The organism is Embleya sp. NBC_00888 (assembly GCF_045207655.1).
GTDB lineage: Bacteria > Actinomycetota > Actinomycetes > Streptomycetales > Streptomycetaceae > Embleya.
On the sequence record NZ_CP108784.1, the window covers coordinates 150,185 to 173,765 of the forward strand.

Here is a 23,581-nt window from a genome sequence, read left to right on the forward strand (position 1 = left end):
GGACGATCTCGTGAACCGCCTCGTCGAGCACGGAGCGCCACTCCTGCTCGTACTGGACTTCCCCGGCTACCGGACGGAGGCACGGGTGCGCGACCTGCGCCTGGACGAACACGGGTTGCGGGTGCACGAATTGCTGCGCCATCCGCTGCCCCGGGAGACGACCGGGGCGGCGTACATCCGGCGACTGCTGTCGGCGCACCCGGTCCCGGCCGTGCCGGTGGCTGCGGTCCTCGCGTACTGCGCCTCGGCGCCGTTGGCCCTGGAGTTGGCCGAGGCGACCGCCGGGCGACAGCGACACCTGCCGCAGGTGATCCTCTTCGACGCCGTGGCCAGCACCCGGGACGCCGTGCGGGCCGCCCATCGGGACGCGCTGGCTCGGCTGGGGCCCGTGCGCGCCGGAGAGGAGACCGCCGACCCCGCGTTCCTGTCCGCCGATCCGGACTACTTCGTCGAGGCGGCCGTGCGCGACGTCGAACGCAAGGCCGTCGACCTGCTCCGTGCCGACGGTGCCACCGCCCACGAAGCCACCGAAAGCGCCGCGCACATGGCGGGCGGCTATGCGGACTGGCTCACCCATCTCGTCGCCGCTCCCCGTTCGCGGGCCTCCTCCTGGTCGGGGAACATCCTGCGGATCGCCTCGGCCGACCACCCCCGGGACGCGTTTCCGGTCACGGCCCACCGCGTCGAGGACGTGCAGGTGGACTGCGCGCGCGAGCACCTGCTGCGCGACGAGGGGACCCGAACCGCCGTTCTCTCCTTCCTTGCCGCAACCGCCCCACCCGCCCCGGTCCGGTCCGGTACGGACGGCGACGAATATCCGAGGAGCTGAGCCGATCGTGCCGAGCCACGTTCTCGAACTGATCGCACTACAGGTCCGCGACCGCCCGGATGCCCTCGCCTTGGTCGCCTCGGACGGCAGTCTCGGCTACGCCGACCTGAGCCGGCATGCGGACGAGCTCGCGCACCGACTGCTGCGCGCCGGGATCCGACCGGGCCAGGTGGTCGCGGTGTTCGCGCCACGCGGGCTCGACCTGGGCGTGGCCCTGCTCGCCGTCCTCCGCGCGGGCGCCTCCTTCTGCGTGATCGATCCGCAGTACCCACCGGACCGGGTCCGGTATCTGTGGCGAAACAGCGGCGCCCGCGCCGTGATCACCACACCCGACCAGGCGCCCGCCTTGGCCGGCATCGTTACGGAAGCCGGCGACGAGCCGGTCCGGGTCGTCCTCACGCACGGCGATCGGCCGGCCGCCCACCCACGCGAGGCCCTCCCGGTGCCGGACGGCGAGGACGCCGCCTACACGGTGTTCACCTCCGGCTCGACCGGCGGCCCCAAGGCCGTGGCCATGCCGCACCGGAGTCTGGACAACCTCGTCCGGTGGACCCTGGACAGCACGTCGACCGAGCCCCTGCGGACGCTCCTCTTCGCGCCCCTGGGGTTCGACGTGTTCATCCAGGAAGTCTTCACGGCCTGGTGCAGCGGCGGCTGTCTGTACGCCCCGGAAGACGAGGAACGCGGCGATCTGGTCAGAGTTCTGGGCCTGTTGGAGGAATGGGGGATCCAACGGCTCTTCCTGCCGCCCGTCGCGCTGAGCCGTCTCGCCGACCTCGCGGTCGACTTCGACCGCTGTCCGCTGTCCCTGCGCGAGGTCGCCGCGGCCGGCGAGGCGCTGCGCATCACGCCGCGGATCCGCGCCCTGTTCGAGCGACTCGAAGGCTGCCGCCTGCACAACCACTACGGGCCGGCCGAAACCCACGTGGCCGTCGCGCACACCCTCACCGGAGCCCCGCGCCGGTGGCCGGACCGTCCCCCCATCGGCCGGCCGATCCCCGGGATGGCGGCGCACGTCCTCGACGCCCAAGTCCCCGGTGCCAGCGGCGAGTTGTGGCTGGCCGGAGTGGGCTTGGCGCACGGTTACGGCAACGACCCTCGGCTCACCGCGGAGCGGTTTCGGCCGGTGCCGTTCGGCGACCGGCGGGTACCCGCGTACCGCACCGGTGACCTGGTCCGTCGACTGGCTGACGGAATCCTCGTGTTCGAGGGCCGCGCCGACGACCAGGTGAAGATCCGCGGCTACCGAGTGGAGCCGGCGGAGATCGAACTCGTCCTGGGTCGACACCCGGCGGTGCGCGAATGCGTGGTGGCGATGTGGGAGCCACCCGGTGGTGAGGCGGGGCAACTGGTCGCCTACGTCGTGCCGATGCCCGGCCACGACGTGGGTCACCGGGATCTGCGAACCCACGTGTCCCGGACCCTGCCTGCGTATATGGTTCCGCAACATGTCGTGTCGCTCGATGTGCTCCCGTTGTCGGTGAACGGCAAGATCGACCGCCGCCGGCTGCCCCCACCAGTGGTGGACCGGGCGGTTCGCGCCGATCCCCGAGGGAGCGAGCTGGAGCGGTCCGTCGCGCTGGTCTGGGCAGGCGTACTCGGCGTCGACGAGGTGCCGTTCCGGGTGCCGTTCCAGGACGTCGGCGGCACCTCGCTCTCCGCCGCCCTGGTCATCGCCAGGCTGTACGCGCGCTTCGGCGTGCGGATCGCGCTGTACGAATTCCTGGACGCGCAGACCGTCACCGCCCTGAGTGCGCTGCTGGCCGAACGCATCGATGCCGGGCGGGGATCGGAACGGGTCCCCGCCGACTCACCGAAGGGACGAGCGAGACCATGACGTACTCCCGCGACGACGCGACGTGGATACGCGCCTTCCATCCGGGGCCGCCCGCGGCACGTCGTCTGGTGTGTTTCCCGCACGCGGGAGGAGCCGCGAGCTTTTACTTTCCGTTGTCCGCGGTGCTGAAGCCCGACGTGCAGGTACTGGCGGTGCAGTACCCGGGACGCGAGGATCGCTTCGGGGAATCGGTGATCGAGGACCTGGGCCTGCTGGCCGAGGAGGTCGCCGCCGTTCTCGACGCGGCGGCCCATCCGCGGTTGGTCCTGTTCGGGCACAGCATGGGGGCTCTGCTCGCCTTCGAGGTGACCAGGCAACTGGAACGGCTCGGCCGGACACCGGCCAGGTTGGTCGTGTCGGGCATGGAGGCCCCGTCTCGTCGACGGTGGGCCGACCAACCCGGTGACGACCGGTCGATCCTGGACGAGGTACGGCTGCTGCACGGCCTGTCCCCGTCGGCGTTGGACAACGACGAACTCCGCGAGATCCATCTGCCGATCCTGCGCGGCGACTACCGGGCGGTGGACGCGTATCGGGTGGACCCGAAAGCAACGGTTTCCTGCCCGATTACCGCATTCGTCGGCGATGCCGACCCGCTGGTCGGTGTCCGAAACGTGGCCGCCTGGGCGGATCACACGTCTTCCTCGTTCGAAATCAGCTCGTTCCCCGGCGGCCATTTCTATCTCCATGAATTTCCGCCGAGATTCACGGCCGCGGTTGCCCTCCAGTGCGAATCGAGTGCGCGTTGATCGACAAGGAGGACACCGGCCTGCCCCCGTTGCTCTACCTGCTTGCGGCGGGCGCGTTCTTTGTCGGGACGGATGTGTTTGTCGTCGTCGGACTCCTTCCCGAAATGGCAAAATCTTGGGAAGTCTCTGTCGCCGCGGCCGGCCAGTTGATGACCGTGTTCTCGATCACCTATGCGGTGCTCGGGCCGGTGATTTCGGGGGTCACCGCGGGTATATCGCGGTGTACGTCCCTGGTGTTCGCACTCGGCGCCATGGCTCTGGGAAATGTGGTCTGCGCCGAAGCCGATTCGCTCGCGGCGGCGATGGGCGGGCGGGTGCTGGTGGCAATCGGCGCCTGTCAATTCACTCCGCAGGTGGCTGCCCTCGCGGCCGGACTCGTGTCCGAGGGGCGACGCGGGAAGGCCCTGTCGATAATCACCGGCGGTCTGGTGGCGGGCTCGGTGATCGGCGTTCCGGCCGGCGTCTGGATCGCCGACCTGTTCGACTGGCAGATCACCCTGTGGGTCCTGGCCGTCGGCTCGGCGGGTGTGGCGGGCGGACTCGGCATGTATCTGCAGGTTCCCTCGGCGCAGGGCCGAAGCAGTACCCGCGAACGTTTGGCGTCACTGGGCGAGCGAGATATCCGCCTGGTGCTGACCGTCACCCTGTTGGCGGTGATCGCCGAATACGGCGTCTATACCTATGCCGGCGCCGTGTTCGAGCGGGCGACCCACGGCGACGGGGCCCTGTTGGGAGTACTCCTCCTGGCCTTCGGGATCGGTGGCATGGTGGGCAATGCCATCGCCGGAGCGCTCATGGATCGTCCGGCCGGTCGCCACCTGGTGCTGGTATCGGTCGGGGGAATGGCGCTCAATTTCGCTTTTCTACCGTTCACCAGCCGGACCTTTGTCACCGCGCTCCTCGCCATGTCGGTGTGGGGCGTCGTCGGGTGGATGTACGCGGCTCCCCAACAGCACAGACTCCTGCGGCTGGCTGGCTCGGCCGGCCCGGTGGCCGTTTCCATGAACAGTTCGATCATCTACGTGGGAGCCGCCTTCGGCGGGGCCGCGGGTGGCGGGATCCTGGGTCGTCTCGACGCGCGCTGGATCGCTTTCCCGGCAACCGTCGTGTGTGTTCTGGCCGTCGTGGCCGAATTGCGCTTTCGCCGGGAAGATTTCAGCCGAAAGACATAACGGCACCCGAAACCGCCACCACTCGGCTGGCAGGTACGAGCCGTTGTGGGGTCCTGCGGCGCCCGCCGCCGCAAGGACCACGGCCGTCGACGCGTCGCACTGGCGCTTTCCGGCTCAAATTCGTCATTTTCGCCCATGCGCCTCACCACGTCCCGTCTCGGCTCCGCAATCGCGCCCGAGATCTTCATACGGCGGCTGATTCTTCACGAGTCACCCGGACGAATCCGCGAAAAGATCATGCGCAGGGCACTCAACGTTTCGGGTCGCCGCCCGAAACCCGGCGCCCTTTCTCGACATTAGGCATCTCCCGCGCCTCTGTCGGGGGCGGAGTCGACGGCCGATCGTGGCCATCGGGCCTCGGTGGATGTTTCATCCGTCGCGTTCGAGCCTGGGCCGGGCAGGAGCATGGATCCCGACCCGGAGTTGCGGCGGGCGCACCAGACGGCGGTGTGTGTGCTGGCCCGGTTCGGGGGTGCGCGGGCGCTGCCGTCTCTGCTGGTGGCGTTGGACGGCGGCGTCGATGCCTGGCGGGCGTTCCAGGTCGCGGGCCGGCTGCCGCAGGAGTCCCCCGTCCTGGTGCCCCGGTTGTGCGGGCATCTGCGCGACGCCGATCTCACGCGGTCGTGGTTCGAGGGCACCGCGCCTGCCCTGCTGGACGCCCTGTCTCGACTCGGGGACGCGAGCGCCGTGCCCGCGATCAGCGACACGCTGGCCGTCGCCGCACGCGACCAGCACCGGGACAGCACCGTCGCGGCCCTGAAGGCCCTGGCACCGTTCGGGCCGGCCGCCGTGGACGCTGTGGGTGCCGAAAATTCCATCCGCCCAGGTCAGGCCGCATGTCGGTATTCGTGGATGGTGCCGCCGAGTCGGTCGCGTCTGCGTATGTTCAGACGCTGGATCCGGACCGGATCGGTGATCGCCTCGGGTAGGGGCCGTAGCGGCGCCGCCTGGTCGAGTGTCCGGTGTGGGCGGTGGGTGTTGTAGTGCCGTTCGTACTCGCGGAGCGCGTGGAGCAGGTGGCGCCGGTGCCGGATCGGCGTGCGGTCGAGGAGTTCGTGGCGGCAGGTGCGGACCCGGCGTTCCATGACCGCGTTCATCCGCGGGGTGCACACCGCCGTCGGCACGGTGCGGATCCCGGCATCGGCGAGGATCTCGTCGAAGAGCCTCGGGAACTTCGCATCCCGGTCGCGGATCAGGAACGCGGCCCGGGTGCCCGCGTCGTCGAGGTCCATGACCGGGTTGCGGGCGGTTTGGACCACCCAAGCGCCGGTGGGGTGGGGTGTGGCGCCGAGGATACGGACGCGGCGGGTGGCGTGCTCGATGACGGCGAGGATGTACCGGCGCTGCCCGTTCAGGGTGACGGTCTCGATGAAGTCGCAGGCCGGGACGGCTTCTGCCTGGGACCGCAGGAAGGCGGCCCAGGTCGTGGCTCCACGTCCGGGCGCGGGTTCGATGCCTGCGGTCTTGAGAATCTCCCAGACCGTGGGGCGGCGATGCGGATGCCGAGCGCGGCGAGTTCGCCGTGGATGCGGCGGTGGCCCCAGGTGGGATTCTCGCGCGCGAGACGCACCACCAGGACACTGATGGAGCGGACCGTGGGAGGTCGTCCGGGGCGTTTCGGGCGGGATGCGACTGCGTGGCGTCGGCGGACGAGGTCGCGGTGCCGGCGCAGGACGGTGTCCGGGTGCACGGTCAGCCGCAGCCGGCGCAGCACGTCGCGCGGCAGCGGGTGCAGCAGCGCGGCGAGCAGGGCCCGGTCGGGCGGGGTGAACCGTGGCCGCCGGTTCCCGAGTTGCCGTTCGAGGACGGTGACCTGGTGACGCAGGGCCAGGATCTCGGCGTCTTTGTCGCGGTCGGTCATGGGAAGCAACCGCAGCGCGGCGAGCGCATTTGTGACGGCGAGGTAGGCGAGTCGGAGCAGCACGGACATCATGCTGCCGCGGCCGTGACCACGCCCACGAGGCGGGCCGGCTGGATCAGTCGCGCGTAGTCCCGCAGGGCCTCCCACCTGCACGGATAGAATTTTCGGCACCCACAGGGTTCTGCACCTTCCAGCCCGTCGTCGAGGGCGGCGCCTGCCCGTGGAACCTGGACTGCCACAACTGCGACAAGTTCGTGCTGTCCGGCGCAGACCTCCTCTACTGGCGGCGCAAGCGCGAACAGTGGCGGCTCTTGGCTGAAGGTGCCCCCGATAACGCCACCGCCGACTACCTCCACCGCTACTTCGAACCCACCGCCCGCGCCATCGACGGCCTGGAGAGCGCCCTGGCCGGACTCGGCCTCCTAAACGACGCCCTCGCCCTGGACCTGCGCAAACCCCAGGACTACTTCCACCGCGTGTGGTCCACCGCTTCCGCGCCGCCGACCTCGCCCAGGCCGCCGGCGACGAGCAGGACCGGGCCGACGACACCACCGACGAACAGGAGCAATGCGCGTGACCACCACCGTCCCCGACCAGCGCACGGCTGCGGCCCTGGCCGCCCGCCACCGCAGCACCAACGCCGCCCTTGGACGGGTCCGCGACGCCGTCACCCGGCTCCGCCGCGAGAAGACCCAGGTCAGCGTCGCCGCCGTCGCCCGCCGCGCGAACGTCTCCCGCACCTTCCTCTACGACCACCCCGACGCGAGAGCCGCGGTCGCCGCCGCGATGGTCGAAGCCGGCGAACGACGGACCCAGATGGTCACCGACCAAGACGAGGCACGCGAGGCGACCTGGCGCGAGCGGGCCCTGAACGCCGAGGACGCCCTCAAGGCCGCCCACGCCGAGATCCTCACCCAGCGCACCCGCATCGGCGAACTCCTCGGCCAGGTCCGCGACCTGGAAGCCGAGTGGACCCAGGAGGCCATCCAACGGATCACCACCGAGAACACCAACCTTAAGCAACGCGTCCGCCAGCTCACCGCCGACAACCGGTCCTTCGACGAACGCCTCAAGGCCGCCCGCTCCAATCTCCGCTTCCAGGATCGGCGCGTCGCCGACCTCGAAGCCCGGATCGCTGAACCAGCGGGCGGGTGATCACACCCGCGCAGCCGCCTCGTGGCGGATGGCGGCATCGGCCAGCTGTCCAGGCTTGAAGACCGTCACCGCCACGCGGAACTCCGGGGCCAGCGCGGCCCACACCTCCTCCAGGAGCTCGCCCTGATCGGCTGCCCCAGTCCGGGCTTCGAGAAACGGCTCGCCGGTGGCGACCTGCTGCCCGTCGGATCGGTAGGTCGTCATCAGCACGGCATCTCCGGGCCCCAGATCGCGGACGGCGAGCGTCAGCACGTCAGCCGCCGACCTGCCGCCGGCGCTTCGACGGGCGGCACCGAACCAGGCGTCCTGCCCCGAGCGCAGATCCGCCGCCACGGTGACGCGGGGCGTAAAGATCGGCGGATCGGGTTCGTACTCCAAGCCGGCCATCGCCTCGGTCGGCGTTCGCCCTTCCTGAAGCCGGTCCGACACCACAGCGACCTGCTCTCCGTTGCCGAAGACCAGCCAGCCGCCCCGCTCACGAGCCGCGACATAGTGCCGGAGCGGATCGCGAGCCGATTCGCCGGTCGGCGCGACGATCAACTCTCCGTCCCCCGGGCGCAGGACACGGGCCTTGGAGGCGGCGCTACGTCCGGTGAGGAAGTAGCCGCCGCACAACGCGCCGCCCAGGGTCCTCGCCCACAGCACGCCCCGCCCCGGATAGCGATTTCCTGCCACTACCTCATGCACCTGGTCCACAGGGACGCACACTCCTCTGCCGGTCGCCTCAAGAACGCGGATCTCCACGCACCACCAGCTGTCGGCGTGCGAGTGAACGTGCACACCCAAGTACAGCTGAACGTGCACAGCGTCGTGCGGATCGACGATGAGACGAGCGGAGGCAGGTCCGACGCTTCAACCGACCGCGATCCGACCACCGGACTCAGCGAGACCCATAAGAACGGTCCGGCGGCCGCCGTGATGTTCCGTCCCCAGCGCCCCGGCATCGAGCGTGTGCCGCATCCGCTTCTGCCGACGGAATGGGGACATTTGCCGCCTGCCAGCACTGCACGGAGCCGTCTGCAAGGCCAAACATCGAGTGTGTCAGAGCCGTCTCGTGGTGAACAGGGTGGTCCCGTACACCGCGTCCACTTCCTTCCGCTCGGTCTCGGTGAACCCGACCTTGGCCAGCACACGGCGAGAAGCGGTGTTCCAGTCCCAGACCGTGGCCCACAGACGTTCACACCCAGACGATCTCGCCCATTCCAGAACCGCCAACGAGGCCTCGGTCGCGTATCCCTGACGCCAAACTCGGCGTAGCAGCTCGAATGCCAGTTCCGGTTCCCCTACCGATCCTCGCCCGCTGTCGACCAGCCCGCAGTAGCCGATGACGTCACGAGAGGCCTTCCGCTCGACCGCCAGCAACCCGCTCGACCACAGCTGGTTGGTGCGGATCGAATCCTCGAGCTCCACGACCGTGGGGTGTCCGCCCGCGTCGATTCGGCGGTGCGGCGGCACTCGTGGATCACGTTCGGTCCACAGCTCACGCTGGACGACAGCCTCGGCTACCCGCCAAGGTCTGAGCAGCAGGCGACTCGTCTCGAGTACAACCTCGCTGCCCGGAGTCGCGCCAACTTTCATGACAGCAACCATCTCACGGGCGAACTCGCTGTCGTGCCACGGGGCGCGCGGTCGGTCCTGCCGATCGTGGACGCTCGATATGCGGCACAACCGAGATCAATCCCTGAGCGTCGTCTTGGACCTGTGCACGTTCGGCTGTCCCCGGTTGGACACGTTGACCCGTACGCCGACACGCGACGAATTGGTGCGCCGGCGCGGGTCTCCTCGCCGTCGTGATCCGCGGTGTCGATGTCGTCTCCCGAGGCGAGGTGATGGGCGGGGCCGGCGTCGTGGACGTCGGGTGGCGCGTCGGCGTGGGTGCCGGGGGCGTCGGTGGCGGAAATCTCCTCTTCGCTGAGGGTGATTTGTCGGCGTATCTCTTCGTCCAGGGCCTGGGTTCGGGCAATGGCGTCGCTGTTGGTCGCGGACTTCCCCCGTTCCCGGTCGAATTCGGCGCGCTTGAGGGTCAGTGTCCAGTCGAGTTCGTGGCCGTCGGCGGAACGCCAGGTGTTCAGGTCTTCGTAGGTCGAGGGGCGGGACCAGTCGATTCGTGTCCCGTCCTCGCCCGTCAGGTCCGCAAGGCGATCCGCGAAGTCGTGGGCGTCGTTCCGTGCGGTGAAGACCGCGGGGCCGGTGTCCCGGCCGAAGGAGTGGCCCGTGGCGGTCGTGGTGAGCACGTAGGTGTCGAGGATCTTGTGGACGGCGATCTGGCCGCTGGTGGTGATCGTCAGGGATGGGTCGTTAGCGAGGCGTGGCAGTGGGGTGTCATCGGCTGTGTGTGGGAGTCGGGTGACGTCGCCACCGCGGTGGAAGTGTCGGCGCAGTTGCGCGGTGGTGGTGAAGCGGGTGCCGGCTCGGGTGGGGGGTGCCAGGTGTTCGCGGTAGTCCTGGTTGGCGATGACGGCTTTGTCTATGCCCTCGTCGGCGGCGCGTTCGCAGGCCGCGCGTGCGTCCGCGTTTCGGTGGGCTGTGGTGGGCGCGTCGGGGGCGTGCCAGTCGAAGAGCCGGCCGTCGACGAGCATCGTCTCCAGCGCCGCTGCGTGGGCACGGGCAAGGGCTTTGGTGGGTTGACCGTCGTAGGGGGGTCTTTCGCCGGTGGTGGTGTGGTGCAGGTGCCATTCGTTGCCGGCCTTGGTGATCAGGAACGCGCGGCCCTCGCTGAGTTCGACACCGATTGCGTTCGCGGCTTGTGAGGAGAGCCCGCCCAGGGTGGCCCAGTGCGCGAGAACGGCGCTCACCCTTTCGAAGGGTGCCGGCGTGTGCGGGGCCGGGGTTCCCTCGACGAGCAGGGTGACCGATCGTCCTTGTCGTCGGAGTTCGGTGGCCAACTGCTGGGAGAGGGCTTGTCGGGTGTGTGGCGGGGTTGCGGGTGGTTGGCCCCACATGACGGCCGAGGGGCTGGTGGCGTGTGGGGCGAATCCGTACCTGGTGAGGAGTTCCACCGTGCCTTGATCGTTCGGGTCGAATCCGGTGATGGACGTGGCCAGGGACTCCTCGGGCGGGTCGGCTCGATGGGAGATCTCGATCGGGGCGGTGAGGGTCGGTGGCGTGGTCGCGGGGTCGTGGGGCGGTGTCGGGTGGGTTCCTTCCGCCGTGGCCTCGATCGCGGCGGCGGGGTCGCGGGGGGTCGGCGTGACCGAAGTCTCGGGGTCGCGGGAGGGCGGGGCGGCGGATTCGGCACTGGTCGGGGGCTCGACCTCGGCCGTGTCGATCTCGTCTCTGGGGGCGGGTGTCGGCTCGGAGTTGAGTGCGGGGCCCGGGTGGCCGGCGGCGTCGTGGATCCATTGGAGACTGCCGGGATCGAGTCGGCGCACGGCACGGGTAAGGGCCACGTAGCACAGGCGCAGTCTTTCCCGGCTTTGCTCCGGAAGGAGTCGGCCTTCGGGGTCGAGTTTCGGTTGGGGGCCGTCGGCCGCGATGAGAACGTTGTCCCATTCGAGTCCCTTGGCCTTGTGCACGGTCGTGATGACGAGGTTGGGGTTGTCCTTCTCGTCGACGATCACTCCCTCGCCCGGTTTCGTGGGAGCGCTCGGTGCCAGGTAGGCGTGCAGGGCGGCTGTGGCGTCGTCGAGTGAGCCCGTGTTTCCGGGCGATTGTGGGTCGTATGTCCATCGGGTGCCGTCGAAGGAGAACTTGCCGACGCCGTTCTCCTGAGCATCCAGCATCCAGGCTCGCAGAGGGGCTTCCGTGTTCTTGCCCGTTGTCTGGACGTGCAGGGTGCCGGTGCCGGTGGAGACGACGACGTGGTCGAGACCGCGTCCGACGGAAGCGAGAAGTCGGTCCAGGTGGCCTTCTTCGTCCTCGTCGATCAGGCGGACGAGGGTGCCCATGGATCCGGCCGCTCGCTCGTGTCGTCCGACGTATTCCCGGACTGCCTTCCAGTTGGGGAAGGCCGCGAGGTCTTTGTGTTTGGTGGGGCGCTCGGCTTGGAGTTCGCGTGCCGCCAGGACGAACTCGCGAACGTCGCGCATGCCGCCGATGACCGCGACTCGTCGACCCTGATCGAGGCCGTCGACAAGGGCTTTGAGTACGCCGGTGTTGGTGAACGCGAGTACGGCGTCGGCGTCTTGGAAGGTGACCGGGCCGATCGTCGATGCCAGATGGGGGTTGCCTTGAAGGCGGTCTCGACTGCCGGAGACCGTCAGGGCTGCGTTTCCCGCGTCGGCGATGGCAGGGCCGAAGCGCCAGCTTTGGGTGAGGGGAAGTCGGATGTCCACCGGGAAGTTTTCGAGGGCGTCCTCGGCGCCGCGGAAGCCGTAGATGGACTGGTTGCTGTCGCCGACCACGACGACTTGGGATCCGGCGGCGACGGCGGCCCGGACGGCCTGGTCCTGAACGGGTGAGACGTCTTGGGCTTCGTCGAAGAAGATGATTTTCGTGCCGATGGATGCCGACAGGGACCAGATCTTGACGATGTAGTCCTGTTCGAACGTCAGCCGTCCGTTCGGATCGAGGATGTCGTCCCACATCTTCTCGGCCCAGGGCAGCAGGGCGTCGAACAACCCTTGCCGGTGCGATTCCTGGAGTTTGCGCATCTTTCTGGGAATGTGCACGTGTTCCGGGAGCATGGTCGGGCTCGCGGACAGGCACCATTTCCCCACCATGGCCAGGGCCATCGTCGCGGCGTCGGTGGAGTAGAGCGACCCGGCACCATAGGGCACGGCCCGGCGTAGGCCGATGAGTCGGGCGATGTCCTCTGGGGATTGGCGCTGGTAGGTCTCGCCTTTGTGCCCGTCCTCGGGGAGGCGGTGGGCGTAAGGTTCCCCGACGGTGCGCATCGCCAGAGCGTTGATGGTCATGGGGGTGAGGTTGGCCGGGAATTCGCCCGCTGCCTTGGCGCGTTCGGCTTCGGCCCGGGTGCTGCGGTTGAACGCGAGATAGACGATGTCGTCGTCCGTCATGCGGTTGGCGAGCATCTTCAGGACGCTCGTCTTGCCTGTCCCTGCGAGGGCGAACACGCCGGTGTTCAGGCGCCGACGTGCCGCGGCCTCGATGATGTCCCGTTGCTGGGGAGTGGGCGGGTACTGTTCTTTGGCTGCGGCGGCGGCCTCGATTTCGCCCCAGCGTTTGTCGTCGGGTGCGCCCGGCCGCGCGGCGGGCATCGCGGTTGTGTTCGGGGCGGATGGTGGCGCCGATACGGGTGCGGGGGTTGCGCCGGGCTCGGCGTGGGTTGCGGACGCGGGCGGTGGGTGTTCCTTGTCGTTGGCGCGCGGCTCCGTCGTCGGGAGATGGCGTTCGCTGGGTGTGGCTTCGTGGGCCGCGCCGGCCGTGGCGGGCTTCGGTGTGATCCCGTCGCGTTCCCATGCGCGTTGCTGTCGCCAGCGTTCGAGGTCTCGCTGGAGGCGATGGCGCCAGGCTTCGGCGCCTGCGGCATCGAAGTGTGGGTCGAGCCACCGTTCGTGAGGACTGGCTTCGTACTCGGGAGCCAGTCGGCGCCGCAGCCACGGCAGGATGGTTGCGAAGGCTGGGTCCGATGCCGCCTTGCTCAGCTGTGGGTCGATGTCGATCTCGTGGCACAGCGTCCTGAGGAGACGGTTGCGGCGCAGTTCGCGAGGCAGGGCGACGCCCGGGGGCAGCGGAAAGGCCAAGACGTGGCCGTCGCGCCAGGGAATGTGGATGCCCTCGCCTTCGCGGCGGATCTGCTGATCGACGCGGTGGTTGCGGGTGATGAAGTTGAGGATCTCGGCGGCGTGGAGGGGTTCTTCGTTGTCCAGGGCCTCGTCGTGTGTGTAGCGGCGGTCCGGGAACAGGGCGCGTGCGGCCTCGACTATTGGGGCGACGGGGGCCCACCACGGTTGCGGAACAAGGCGGTCGGGGTCGGGGGCGCCGTCGGGGGTGAAGGCCGCGATGGTGGCTCGCGTACGGGAGATGTGAGTGCGCAGCGCGCTGTGCAGGGCGGAGGGCGTGGCGTTGTCGGGCCTGTGGAATGAGGTCTCCACGATCTTCAGGAGGCCCTGGAACATCGTGATTTGGAGCTCTAATGCACTCACCGGAGGATGCTTGGTTCGGGCGTCTTGCCACCAGGTGAGCTGTTGTGCGTGCAGCGGGTCCAGTCCGGCCCGGTAGTCGCCCAGGTCGATGTGGTGGTGTGCCGTGGTTGTGAAGATGTCCGAGGCGACCGCTTGTCCTTCGGCGAATGCGAGTGCGTCCAGGTAGGGCGTCGCGTCGAACGCCTGATGGGACTCCGGTTCGATGTGTTTCGGTGTGTTCGTCAGTGGCGCCGGTGTGCTGGTGTCGCCGTCGACGGGTTGTTGGGCGTTCGTGGGGTTGGCGGGGTCGGCCGGCTCGGGACTGTTCGGGTTCGCGGTGGGAGTCGGGGGTTGATCCTCCCCGTCTGCGGGAGCAGCGGGGGCGGATGCGGGGCCGGAGGCTTCGCTTGCGTCGCCGACGGCGGAGTTCAGCGCCGCGTAACGGGCGGATGCCCGTTGGCGGATCGCTTCCTGGGCGGGGTCGGCGGCGTCCGGATTGTTGTGGAGCCAGCGCCGCAGGTGTTCGCGTTCGTTCGCGATGTGGGCGCCTCGCATGTGTTGCGGGTCGTCCTCGCCGATGGTGGGGGTGGCGGGCACCATGGCGTCGAGGGGAGTGACGACCTGGCCGCGGGCGCGGGCCAGCACGTTGGGTATGAACACTCCCTCGGGCGAGAGGTCGCTCTGCAGTGTGGCGGGACCGATCTTCTCCACGGTGTGCCAGGCGCCGTCCTTGGTGAGCACCTGGTCGCCGAGTGCGAAGTCCTGCGGGGTCCAGCGCTCCATGGTCTCCGCGAGAGGCAGCGTGGTCAGGCGCTCGATCTCCGCGTCCGGTACGTCGGGACGGGGTGGTCGCTGGTATTCGTAGGCCAGCCCGGCGTCTTCCAGATCCGCGATCAGGGCTTCCACCCGGGCGCGGCGAGCAGCCATCCCCCACCGGGGCTGGAGTGCGAAGGAGTCGTCGCCTCGTGTCGTGAATTTGTGGGTACGTGCCAGATTCGCCCATGCGTCGGTGCGCGCCAGCGGGATCAGGCGGGTGGCTTCAGGACCGTGTTCGACGCGCAGGACAGGGCTTTCGCCGGTTGCGTGATGCGCCGCGTCCGATCCGGTTTCAGTGTCGGGGACGGCGGTGGTCTCGTGGTCGGAGCCGGCATCGGCATCCGTGCTTGTCGATGTCGGTCGCGCGGGGACGGTTTCGGGGTTCACGTCGTCGCGTCCTCTTGTGTCCGCGCCCACTGGTTTCGGTGTGGTGTCTGGGGTCGGTTTCTCCGACCGGATCTGCACGGTGCGGGTGAACCGTGCCGAGACGGTGTCGAGTGCGGCGATCAGGGCGCGGAGGGGGCCTGCCACCTGTTCGCGGGTGTAGTGGGACTCCTCGACCAGGCGAGACAGCAGAACGGCTGCGGCGTCGCGCGCGGTTGCGGTCGTATCTGCCATCTGCACCGCTGGTCCGAGCCCGTGCTCCCATCGGCGGAGGGGTTCGAGGAAGCCGGTCCAGGGCGCTCGGCCGCTGTCGTACAGCCAGCTCGCGTGGACCGCTTCCCGGACGGCTCGGACGCGGGCGAATACGGCGGCCATGTCCGCCACTGCCTCGGCCCCTCCGCGTGGGAACGGCTCGACCGGTGCGTTCGAGGGGGTGACGGGGCTCGTGTCCGCGGGAGGTGCGAGGTCCGCGGGGTCGCGGCGCTCGGCGCGGATGACACGGAAGGTGTCGTAGGTGTTCGGATTCCAGTGGTCGATTCCGCCGGTCGCAAGGTCGAGGAACATCACCGACCGGGCGTCGATGTGGACCCCCAGAACCTCGAGTCCGCTGTCGCTCAGGTCGAGGACGAGGTCGCCCCGGGCGAGCTTGTCGAAGGTGACCTGCTCTCGGGGTATCCACCGTTGGTCCCCGTCGGTGGATCGTGGCAGTGCTGCGTCGAGACGGACGACGACGTCGGGCAGGTGGTGCCGCATGTCCAGCGCTCGGCCGATCTCGTGGCCGCCGATTTCGGGCAGGACCACGATGTCGATCAGGTGCGTACCGGACGGGGCGTCCGGTTCCTGGTCGTCCGCGAGTGTTGCGCGGATGGTGACGCGGCGCGGGAAATGGGGCAGGGACCCGATGTGCCGTTCGACGGCACCGGTCACCGAGTTGTAGGCGTCGACCTGGGCTTCGATGGCGTCGCCGGGGCGAAGGCTTCGGCTGAGGACCCGGTGGCCGACGACGGCGCCGGTTGCGTCGCGGACGCTGGTGTCGATCGTGTCCCCGAGGTCGAGTTTGGCGTCACCTTCGTGACTCAGCGTCGTCCCGTCGGACGTGGTCACCCAGTGGAGGCCGTCGCGTTCCTCGATCGCTTCGACGCGGGCCGGCAGGCCGTGCGCGCCGGTCACGATCCGTCCGATCTCGAGGTCTCGGACGTAGACCTTGCCGCGGCCGGCGCCGTTGTTCTCGTGGGCGATCACCCATGCCTGGTGCACGCGGGCAAGGTCGGGGTCGGCCTTGCCCATCGAGGTGGCGTTGAAGTCCACCCTGGTTCTGCGGACGGCGGGCAACAAGGGCTCGCCACGGTCGGATACCCAATCGGGCACGGCGAGTTGGGGGTCGGACCAGTCGATCGCGCGGCCGTGTGAGTCGCGAAGGTTGTCGACGATGAACTCGGTGTACGCCCGTGCGGCGCGGCGGCTGCTGAAGTGCCACAGCGAGGACAGACGGTTGTCGATGGTGGCGCCGGTCCCGGATGCCATGACGTACCAGCCGGTGTACGACCGGGTGAGGGCGAATTGGCCGTTGGGACTCAGTTCGAGGCTTTCGTCGTTCGCGAGGCGACTCGTGGGGCGGGTGCGTTGCAGGTGTGGTTCGCCGGGTCGTTGACGTCTCCCGACCCGGTCCACGAGCCCTGCGCACCGTGCCAGTTGGCCGACTTGAGCTTGAAGCGGTTGCCGTCGGCATCGACGATGTAGCGCCCGCGCGTGCTCAGCGGGCCCTGCCACGTGTCGGCTGGCGGTACTGCGGCCGACGCAGCCCCGGTCGCGCGCTGACTCGGCGTCGCGGCAGCGTTCACGGGCGCGGCAAGCGCGACGATCGGCAGGATGGCGGCTAACAGCACGCGGAGCGTACGTATCTTCACGAGTTCGCTCGTCCTTCGGGTCTCCGGGGCGGTGAGGCAGCCCCTGGGCACGCCGCACATCCACCCGACTTGACAGTTACCGACAGGTAACCGTGGTCGGTTCGGTGGCAATGTACGCCACCAAGGCTCAAAAACCCAGCCCCGCGTACCACGCAACGGGACACCTCGCGACACCCCCGAACGGTCTCCTCTGCCTTCGACCACATCTTTGGGATGCCCTCTTGGAGCACTTCGCCCGAGACGAGGAATTCGCCGTCGGCCACGCGGGCGCGGCCTCGATGCCGGCGCGGCCGCAGGGAGCGGCACCGGTATGAGGGTTACGGGCCGCCGGAGCGGAGTCCTGCACCATACCGGGTTTCAGGGTGCGTTCCCGTCTCCGCCCCAGTCTCGCAGTCGGCGCAGTGAATGTCCGGTAGCCGTTTCGCACAGGAACTCGGCGCGCTCGTAGGACAGTCGGCCTCGGCCGGTCTGCGGTGTGCGCCCACGCCCCGAACGCCCGTACGGCGGACCGGTGTCGGTTCCATGTGGCCGGCGCCGCGCCGCCCCACGACACGAGGAAGGCCCCGGCGATCTGAGGTGTTCAGCGAGATCGCCGGCGTCCTCCCGCCGCGTCTGTGGGCCATAGCGATGGTCATGCGCGGTATCGCCGCGCATTCCATGGAACTCGCCCACGCCGGATCGGACCTCATCGAGACGATCCGGGCAACCCCTGCCGCACGCCGTGGCGTCCACCGCACGTCCGGGGTCGGCGCCGGCGGAGAGCCCAACTCCTCGTCGCCCCGGAGAAGTGGCGGGTGAATTGCGCGGCCGGAGGCGGGTCAGTCGTCGCCTTCTGCCGGCCACCACCGGCTGGATGTGACCTTCGGGTCCAGACCGATCCGTTGAACAGCAACCTCCAGGCCCGCCGTATCACCGACGTGCTGCGCGGACACACCCGCCAGGACCTTCGTCTGCGAACTCTTCCCGGGCCGTATGTCCAGCGACCGCAAGGTGTACTCCGGCCGGTCGACCGCCTGCAGAACCAGCGCCCTGACGCGTGGCTCGCTCTTGTCGCTGGTGACGACCTCGAGCATGAAGTCGGTCGGGACGTCCTCGTCGTCCGTCTGCTGCGGCAACGCTCCGGCGTGCCGCCGGCGTCCGCTGACGAATCGGCCCAGGGGCCTCAGCAGCGTGTTGGTTGCGATGATCGCGACGCAGCCGATGAGGGCCATGGCCTCCATCCCGGCTCCGGCCAGAGAGCCGACCGCGGCCGCACACCACAGGGTCGCGGCCGTGGTCAGCCCTCTGATGTCGAACCCGTCCCGCAGGATCACGCCGGCCCCGAGGAATCCGATCCCGGACACGACCTGGGCCGCCACGCGCGTGGGATCCGCCCCGGGATTCTCGCCGTGCCCCACGGCCCCCATGACCACGAACAGGCAAGCGCCGACGGAGACCAGGGCGTTGGTGCGAATGCCGGCGGTACGCAGGCGCCACTGCCGCTCCAGCCCGATCGCCGCGCCCAGCACCATGGCAACGAGGATTCTGAACGCGAGCCCGAAGAGGACGGCGGGGTCTGTCACGGACACTCCTGTACTGGTCACTGCCCGCCGGGGCACCCGTGCACTCGCGAGCGAGTCCCGGCTTGGCGGTGTCTGCGGCATGGGATTCCCCGCGCCCGAGGACCCGGTGCCTCCGGCGGCTACCGGCTCTGCCGGTAGCCGCCGGACTTCGGATCGGATCAGGACAGGGACAGGCCGGTGGCATCGCTGGTAATCGTGTGTTCGGCACCGTTGAAGAGGACTCCCGACAGCGTGGCGGTGATTCCCCGCGGAACCGTGGCGTCCGTCAGGCGAGGGCCGGTGCCGTCCGGGGTGTAGCCGAACAGACACTGATGATGATGTCGGCGAACTTGCCACCGCACAGGTTGTTGAAGACCTGCAGGCTGTCGGCTCGCGCCGTGACGGCGCGGGAGCTGTCGTGGGACGCTCCGTCGTCGGTCCGGAGCTGGTGGGACTGGCCGAAGGGACCTCGGCTGGTCACCCCGGAGAACCTCCGCAGCAGCGCGAGGAACGCGGGATAGTCGCCGAAGCGCGCGAAGGTCTGGGCGGTCAGCGCGGGCCATGAGCCGAACGCGCCTTCGGTGCCGTGATCCACACGGTCGACCGGCGCGAGCGCGTCGTCTCGGGACAGCGCCCGCATCCAGTCCCCGGCCAGGAGCTCGGTGGCCACGAAATTCTTCATGGCGGTCTTCTGCTCGACGGTCAGCGACGGGGCGAGCAGATTCCCGGCGATCGCGAAGTCAACGACGGTCCGCACCGGCACGAGGGAACCGTCGGCGTGCCGGCAACTCCACACGCCGCCGTTCCGGCTGTCGTAGAGGTCGAGGACGTCGGCGAGGAGGGCGTCCGCCTCGCCGGTGAGGACGTCCGCGGCCTCGGGGTCGCCGGCCCGGCCGCACAGCTCCGCGACCTGCCGCATCATCCACACGTTGGCCGCGTTGAACGACGACACCTGGTGGACGTAGTTCGGCAGGACTTCCAGAAGGTTCTCGTCCTCCCCGTAGTCGGCCAGGGGCTGCCCCGCCTGCACGAGCTTCCGCCAGTGCGTGGCGATGGCCTTCAGCTGGTGCAGAACGGTGCCGGTCTCTCCGTCTGCGCCGATTGTGGCGTCCAGTGCGGAACGGTCGCCGCTGTAGTCGACGTAGTTGAGGATCGTGGTGAAGACGGAGATGTCGTTGGCGCTGTACCACGGGCCGACCGGTCCGCCCTGGATGCAGTCCACGGCGTATCCGTTGTCGAGCCCTTGGGTGAGCCAGTACATCGTCTGGGCCGACATCATCGTGGGATCGAGCAGGGCCAGGACGACTGAGCAATAGGAAGTGTCCCAGAAGTAGGTGACCGAGTTCGCCCACTCGGGGGCACCGGTGACGTAGACGCGGTCGAAGCCGCTGAAGCCACCCCGCACTCGGCCCAGGACATCGTTGAAGTCGGCGCCGAGATTGGTGCGCTCGTTGGTCAGGACGGACAGGACGCTCATGTAGTACAGGCGGCTGACGGCGGCGTCGTCCGTGGTCAGGACCGGCAGGGATCCCGAGTAGTGGGTGTTGCCGGGCGTGAAGGCGTCCTGCCAGCGCTTCTCCCACCCGTCGTGGACAGCGTTGAACGCCTGCTGGAACGACCCGGCGTCGGCGTCGGCAGTAGCCATACGTCACCGTTCGACCCTCGGGTTCGGTGTGGGTAGCACCCGTGTCCTCCCCGTGTCCTCGCCGAACCCGAAGGTCGCGTGGCGTGCGCGATGTGCTGATGCCGGTCTGCGATGGGCTGTCCGCGCTGCCCGAAGCGGTCGACGCCGTCTGGCCCAGACCGTAGCCCGGCTCTGCATCGGCCACTTGATCAGAAATGGTCCTCACTACGCCCCCCGGCGCGACTGGACCGACATTGCCCGCGACCTCAAGCCCGTCAGCACGGTCATCAACGAGGAACAAGCCCGGGGGCCGTCGGGAATCCACGGGTAGCTTCCGTGTCTGGTGCCCGTTGATGTGCCACCGACGTCTACTTTGTGATGTCGGTGGTTGGATTTCACTTCCCTGGGTCGCATGGTGAGGCCGGTTTCGGCGAGGCAGCGGTCGACGAGACGGGGTCGTCGTTGGATGTGGTGGAGGCCGTGTCTGATCGTGCGGACCAGGTGGTCGGAGTCGGTGAACGCGACGTTGCCGGTGAAGCCGCGACGGACCAAGGACCAGATCCCCTCCACCGGGTTCAGGTCCGGCGCGTAACCCGGCAACTCTCGGATCGTCAGCCAGTCGTGTCCCGCGGCGTACTTCCGCAGATCCGCCGCACGGTGGGTGTTGAGTTATCCCAGATTCATGGATCCCAAGCTGAGAATGATCGAGATCTTCCAGGCCATCGGGAGGGTCCTGCGCCAGGAACCCCACGAGGGTCGAATCGCGACGATCGCCGTGCCCGTCGTCCTCGCCGCAAGCGAGAAGCCGGACGACATGTTCGTCTCCGACTCCTACCACTTCCTCGTCCGCGTCCTGCACGCGTTGGCCGCACACGACCGCCGCGTCCTGGAAATGCTCGCCACACACGCACCCAGCGGCGGCGTCCGGCTCCCGGCCCCGACGGATACCGACGCCGAGGGCGACGAGGTCTCGGAGGCGGAAACGGCGAAAGTGAGCCGGCCGAAGAGGACTCCGCTGGAGGCCATCGACTCCGACGTCGCCACCGGCACCAGCCATCCCGTGGGGGCGTTGATCAGCGAGCAGCGGCGGGCGTGGTCGGTGGGGGCGATCAGTGTGCGGCGGATCGAGTTGCTCGAGGCGTTGGGGATGGCGTGGAGCCCGGACGACGCCGCGTTCGAGGACGGACTCGCCATGTGCCGGCCGTACCACGCCGTCCACGGACACCTCGCCGCACCCAAGACCGCCGCCGTCAACAACTACCCCGTCGGACATTCCTCGCCAACTGCCGTCGACGGCTGGCATCCCGCAAGAACCCCGCCCGCTGGGCGCAGCGGTGGGAGCGCCTGGCCGCGATCGATCCCGGCTGGAATCCCACCGGGCGCGAGGACCCCGCCCGGCGGTGGTCCCCGGAGTGGCAACGCATACTCACGGCGGTACCGCTGCACATCGAGTCGGGGGAGAAATCTCGAGGAGCTCGTGCCCGGACGTACCATCGGCGGCGAGGACGTCGGAGCATGGCTGGAACGGCAACGGCGCAGCGGGAGGCGCTGGCCGGGATGGGCGTGCACGTGGGTGTCAAGGTGGTGCGGCGTGCGGCGTCCGTGGACCGGTGGGCGCTGACCCTCGCCGCAGCGGTCGCGTTCCGCGAGCGGGAGGGGCATCTGATCGTGCCGCGCAAACACATCGCAATCGTCGACGTCGACGGTGAGGCGCACGCGGTGAAACTGGGTGTCGCACTCGCCAACGCACGCCAACGACAGGCTTCTTGGGCGGTTGAACGCATCGAGGCCCTCACCGCGCTCGGGATGCGGTGGGCGTAGGGGGAGGTTGCGCCGGCGGGGGTTCGTGAGTTCTCGTGGGTGGCCCGCGGCCGCCCTCGGCGACATCCTCGACTGAACCGGCCACACCACCGCGCAGCTGCCGATCGATCGATGTGAGGATCGCGGCGAAGGCCTCCGTCCGACGACGGCGTTCGTCTCGTTCCGGACGACCGCCCGCGTCGGGGGCCGCGTTGGTGTAAGGGTGGGCGGGTGCCCTGTACGGGGTCCACACATACTCGCCTCGTGGCGTGCCGTGCGGGCTGTGCCCCGCGCAGGTCGACGGGGAAGGGCTCCGGCCGGGGCAACGCGCGGTCGGAGCCTTTCTCGTTTCGTTGCGCGGACGACCCGGTGGAGGGGAGTGCCGGTCGCCCGTGGACGGGTTCATGCCGACTCGCCGCGCCGGATCCGGTCCGCGATGGGCTCGATCCGCCGGTCGAACAACAGGTTCATGGTCGCCGGGAGTTGCGGGTCGATGTCCGGGCGCAGCAGGCCCGGGACCATGTACCAGTCAACGCCCGTCGTCTCGCCGGTGTTTCGTCCGGTTCACCGTTCGCCGCGCAAGCTCGTGAACTCGCCGTACATCAGATCCCGGAAGGAACGGTAGCGGGCGGCACCGGGAAGCCGCTGAGCGAGGTACCAGGCATCCCACTTGCCTTCGGGTGACGACGCAGGCATTGAGGAGGTAGAGGTCGGGCGCCTTCGGCGTGTGGCTGATCTTCAGGGGATGCGGCAGATGCGCACGTCGGAGCCCGACAGTGTCCTGGGCCTCGCGGTGGACGAAGTACTCGTCGGAGGGGCGTACGACGTCGCCACGGATCGCGCGGTTCGAGTGCTCCACAGCCTGCATCCGAGCAGGGCCTCTGCCGTTGGCCTCATGCCGGAGAAATTCGCACAACGCTGGTGGCGCCCCGACCCGAACGACGGCACGTCGAGCTGACCGCTGCCCGCCCCGGATCCCAAAGAGCACCGAAACCACATGCGGTACGACTGGCGCTTCGAGGTACCGCCAGTGGGCTGTCCGATCGCCAATCGTCAGCGTGAGGAAGTCACGCGGCGGCCACTCGCCGAAGTTCGACGACGACAAGCGGCACGCCGTGGACTGCGGCATCAATCGCCTGAAAAGGCACCAGACCGTGGCCACGAGGCGACGGTGCTGATCGCCGTCATCAACGAATGGCTTTGACCGTCGGCATCACATTGCCGGCTCGCGCACCTGCGCCACGATGATCACGTTTCCGTACAGGTCGGCCAGGTGCAGCGAGCGGCTGTCGCCGTCTTCCCGTTCGTTCCATACCCGCACCCCATGCCCGCGCAGGTGTTCGCGGACCGCATCCAGGTCGGCGGTGTAAAGCACGAGCAGGGGCTGACCGCCGCACTGCCCGCCGACCAGTTCACGTTCCCGGTCGCCGGTGGCCGTCATGAGCCAGAGACCGACCGCCTCCTGGCCGGGCACTCCGATATGCAAGTAGCGATATCCATCCGCCGTCTGGTCGTGCAGGACACGGAAGCCGAGAACTCCGCGGTAGAAGGCCAGGGCCGCATCAGGGTCGTCAACAAGGACGACCATACGGCCGAGCCCCGAGAACACGCTTTTCTCAGCACGAGGAGGCATGATCAACACCTTAGACCGTGCCGCCGACAACGAGCGAAGCGCTCGGGACGACTACAGCCGAAACAGGCCAAGGTCGATGTCCGCGTGGATGTTCGTGGCGTTCCGCTCGGTAGAGCGAGACGTTCGCCGTCCCCGACCCTCAGGATGTCGACCAGAATCTCGCCGCCCTCGTCGAAGCGCAGGGCGAAGACCGGATCGAGAGCCATCAGGACGTCGAAGGCCTCGCGATGATCGTCCGTCGGCGCGT

At 68.9% G+C, this 23,581-nt stretch carries 14 protein-coding genes and 2 pseudogenes; 7 read left to right on the plus strand and 9 right to left on the minus strand.

Annotation, left to right across the window (positions count from 1 at the left end; genetic code table 11):
- Positions 1–10: 10 nt before the first annotated feature.
- Genes OG948_RS00640 through OG948_RS00655 form a run of 4 tightly spaced genes read left to right on the plus strand, consistent with a single transcriptional unit; the run spans position 11 to position 4,587 of the window.
- A complete protein-coding gene (locus tag OG948_RS00640) occupies positions 11–829 on the plus strand; it encodes a hypothetical protein (protein WP_406292872.1) in 819 nt (272 codons plus the stop codon).
- A gap of 7 nt (positions 830–836) precedes the next feature.
- Positions 837–2,666 carry a non-ribosomal peptide synthetase gene (locus OG948_RS00645; RefSeq protein WP_406292874.1) on the plus strand — a complete coding sequence of 610 codons (1,830 nt, stop codon included), beginning with the start codon at positions 837–839 and terminating at the stop codon, positions 2,664–2,666.
- Entirely contained in the window at positions 2,663–3,415 is a 753-nt protein-coding gene (locus OG948_RS00650; protein WP_406292875.1) for a thioesterase II family protein, read from the plus strand. Before OG948_RS00645 ends, OG948_RS00650 begins: the two co-directional genes overlap by 4 nt.
- Positions 3,412–4,587, plus strand: coding sequence for an MFS transporter (locus OG948_RS00655; RefSeq protein WP_406292877.1), 1,176 nt, complete (start codon positions 3,412–3,414; stop codon positions 4,585–4,587). The genes OG948_RS00650 and OG948_RS00655 overlap by 4 nt, the downstream gene beginning before the upstream one ends.
- 827 nt (positions 4,588–5,414) lie before the next feature.
- Here OG948_RS00655 and OG948_RS00660 read toward each other — a convergent pair.
- Positions 5,415–6,511, minus strand: a pseudogene (locus tag OG948_RS00660) (integrase core domain-containing protein).
- 510 nt (positions 6,512–7,021) lie between these two features.
- On the opposite strand from OG948_RS00660, the gene OG948_RS00665 reads away from it, so the two are divergent.
- Entirely contained in the window at positions 7,022–7,603 is a 582-nt protein-coding gene (locus OG948_RS00665; RefSeq protein ID WP_406292878.1) for a DUF6262 family protein, read from the plus strand.
- On the opposite strand, the gene OG948_RS00670 is transcribed toward OG948_RS00665, so the two are convergent.
- The 7 genes and pseudogenes from OG948_RS00670 to OG948_RS00700 all read right to left on the minus strand — a co-directional run.
- Positions 7,604–8,299, minus strand: coding sequence for an IMP cyclohydrolase (locus OG948_RS00670; RefSeq protein WP_406292880.1), 696 nt, complete (start codon positions 8,297–8,299; stop codon positions 7,604–7,606).
- Positions 8,300–8,644: 345 nt separating this feature from the next.
- Complete coding sequence (locus tag OG948_RS00675; protein ID WP_406292881.1) at positions 8,645–9,181, minus strand: GNAT family N-acetyltransferase; 537 nt, start codon at positions 9,179–9,181, stop codon at positions 8,645–8,647.
- The gene (locus OG948_RS00680; RefSeq protein ID WP_406292883.1) at positions 9,178–16,353 is read right to left on the minus strand and encodes a UvrD-helicase domain-containing protein; all 7,176 of its coding nucleotides are present in this window, start codon (positions 16,351–16,353) and stop codon (positions 9,178–9,180) included. The genes OG948_RS00675 and OG948_RS00680 overlap by 4 nt, the downstream gene beginning before the upstream one ends.
- 50 nt (positions 16,354–16,403) lie before the next feature.
- Positions 16,404–16,736 (minus strand): hypothetical protein, encoded by a 333-nt coding sequence (locus OG948_RS00685; RefSeq protein ID WP_406292885.1) that lies wholly within the window; start codon positions 16,734–16,736, stop codon positions 16,404–16,406.
- A gap of 818 nt (positions 16,737–17,554) precedes the next feature.
- On the minus strand, positions 17,555–18,298 hold the full coding sequence (locus OG948_RS00690; RefSeq protein ID WP_406292887.1) for an MgtC/SapB family protein: 744 nt from the start codon (positions 18,296–18,298) through the stop codon (positions 17,555–17,557).
- Positions 18,299–18,563: 265 nt separating this feature from the next.
- Positions 18,564–19,922 carry a hypothetical protein gene (locus tag OG948_RS00695; RefSeq protein ID WP_406292889.1) on the minus strand — a complete coding sequence of 453 codons (1,359 nt, stop codon included), beginning with the start codon at positions 19,920–19,922 and terminating at the stop codon, positions 18,564–18,566.
- 384 nt (positions 19,923–20,306) lie between these two features.
- A pseudogene (locus OG948_RS00700) lies at positions 20,307–20,570 on the minus strand (transposase); the annotation flags it as partial.
- An 846-nt stretch (positions 20,571–21,416) separates the two neighbouring features.
- Here OG948_RS00700 and OG948_RS00705 point away from each other — a divergent pair.
- Together OG948_RS00705 and OG948_RS00710 are read left to right on the plus strand one after the other, a co-directional pair.
- Entirely contained in the window at positions 21,417–21,722 is a 306-nt protein-coding gene (locus tag OG948_RS00705) for a helicase associated domain-containing protein (protein ID WP_406292890.1), read from the plus strand.
- A gap of 976 nt (positions 21,723–22,698) precedes the next feature.
- The gene (locus tag OG948_RS00710) at positions 22,699–22,905 is read left to right on the plus strand and encodes a hypothetical protein (RefSeq protein WP_406292892.1); all 207 of its coding nucleotides are present in this window, start codon (positions 22,699–22,701) and stop codon (positions 22,903–22,905) included.
- Positions 22,906–22,914: 9 nt separating this feature from the next.
- Here OG948_RS00710 and OG948_RS00715 read toward each other — a convergent pair whose 3' ends face one another.
- Positions 22,915–23,334 carry a VOC family protein gene (locus OG948_RS00715; protein WP_406292894.1) on the minus strand — a complete coding sequence of 140 codons (420 nt, stop codon included), beginning with the start codon at positions 23,332–23,334 and terminating at the stop codon, positions 22,915–22,917.
- Positions 23,335–23,581: the final 247 nt, after the last annotated feature.

Bases quoted from the DNA above. Each gene is read 5' to 3' on its own strand.
- OG948_RS00650 (WP_406292875.1), top strand. From the start codon at position 2,663: ATGACGTACTCCCGCGACGACGCGACGTGGATACGCGCCTTCCATCCG.
- OG948_RS00675 (WP_406292881.1), bottom strand. From the start codon at position 9,181: ATGAAAGTTGGCGCGACTCCGGGCAGCGAGGTTGTACTCGAGACGAGT.
- OG948_RS00680 (WP_406292883.1), bottom strand. From the start codon at position 16,353: ATGGCATCCGGGACCGGCGCCACCATCGACAACCGTCTGTCCTCGCTG.
- OG948_RS00695 (WP_406292889.1), bottom strand. From the start codon at position 19,922: ATGGCTACTGCCGACGCCGACGCCGGGTCGTTCCAGCAGGCGTTCAAC.
- OG948_RS00705 (WP_406292890.1), top strand. From the start codon at position 21,417: ATGGCTGGAACGGCAACGGCGCAGCGGGAGGCGCTGGCCGGGATGGGC.
- OG948_RS00710 (WP_406292892.1), top strand. From the start codon at position 22,699: ATGCGGTACGACTGGCGCTTCGAGGTACCGCCAGTGGGCTGTCCGATC.
- OG948_RS00715 (WP_406292894.1), bottom strand. From the start codon at position 23,334: ATGCCTCCTCGTGCTGAGAAAAGCGTGTTCTCGGGGCTCGGCCGTATG.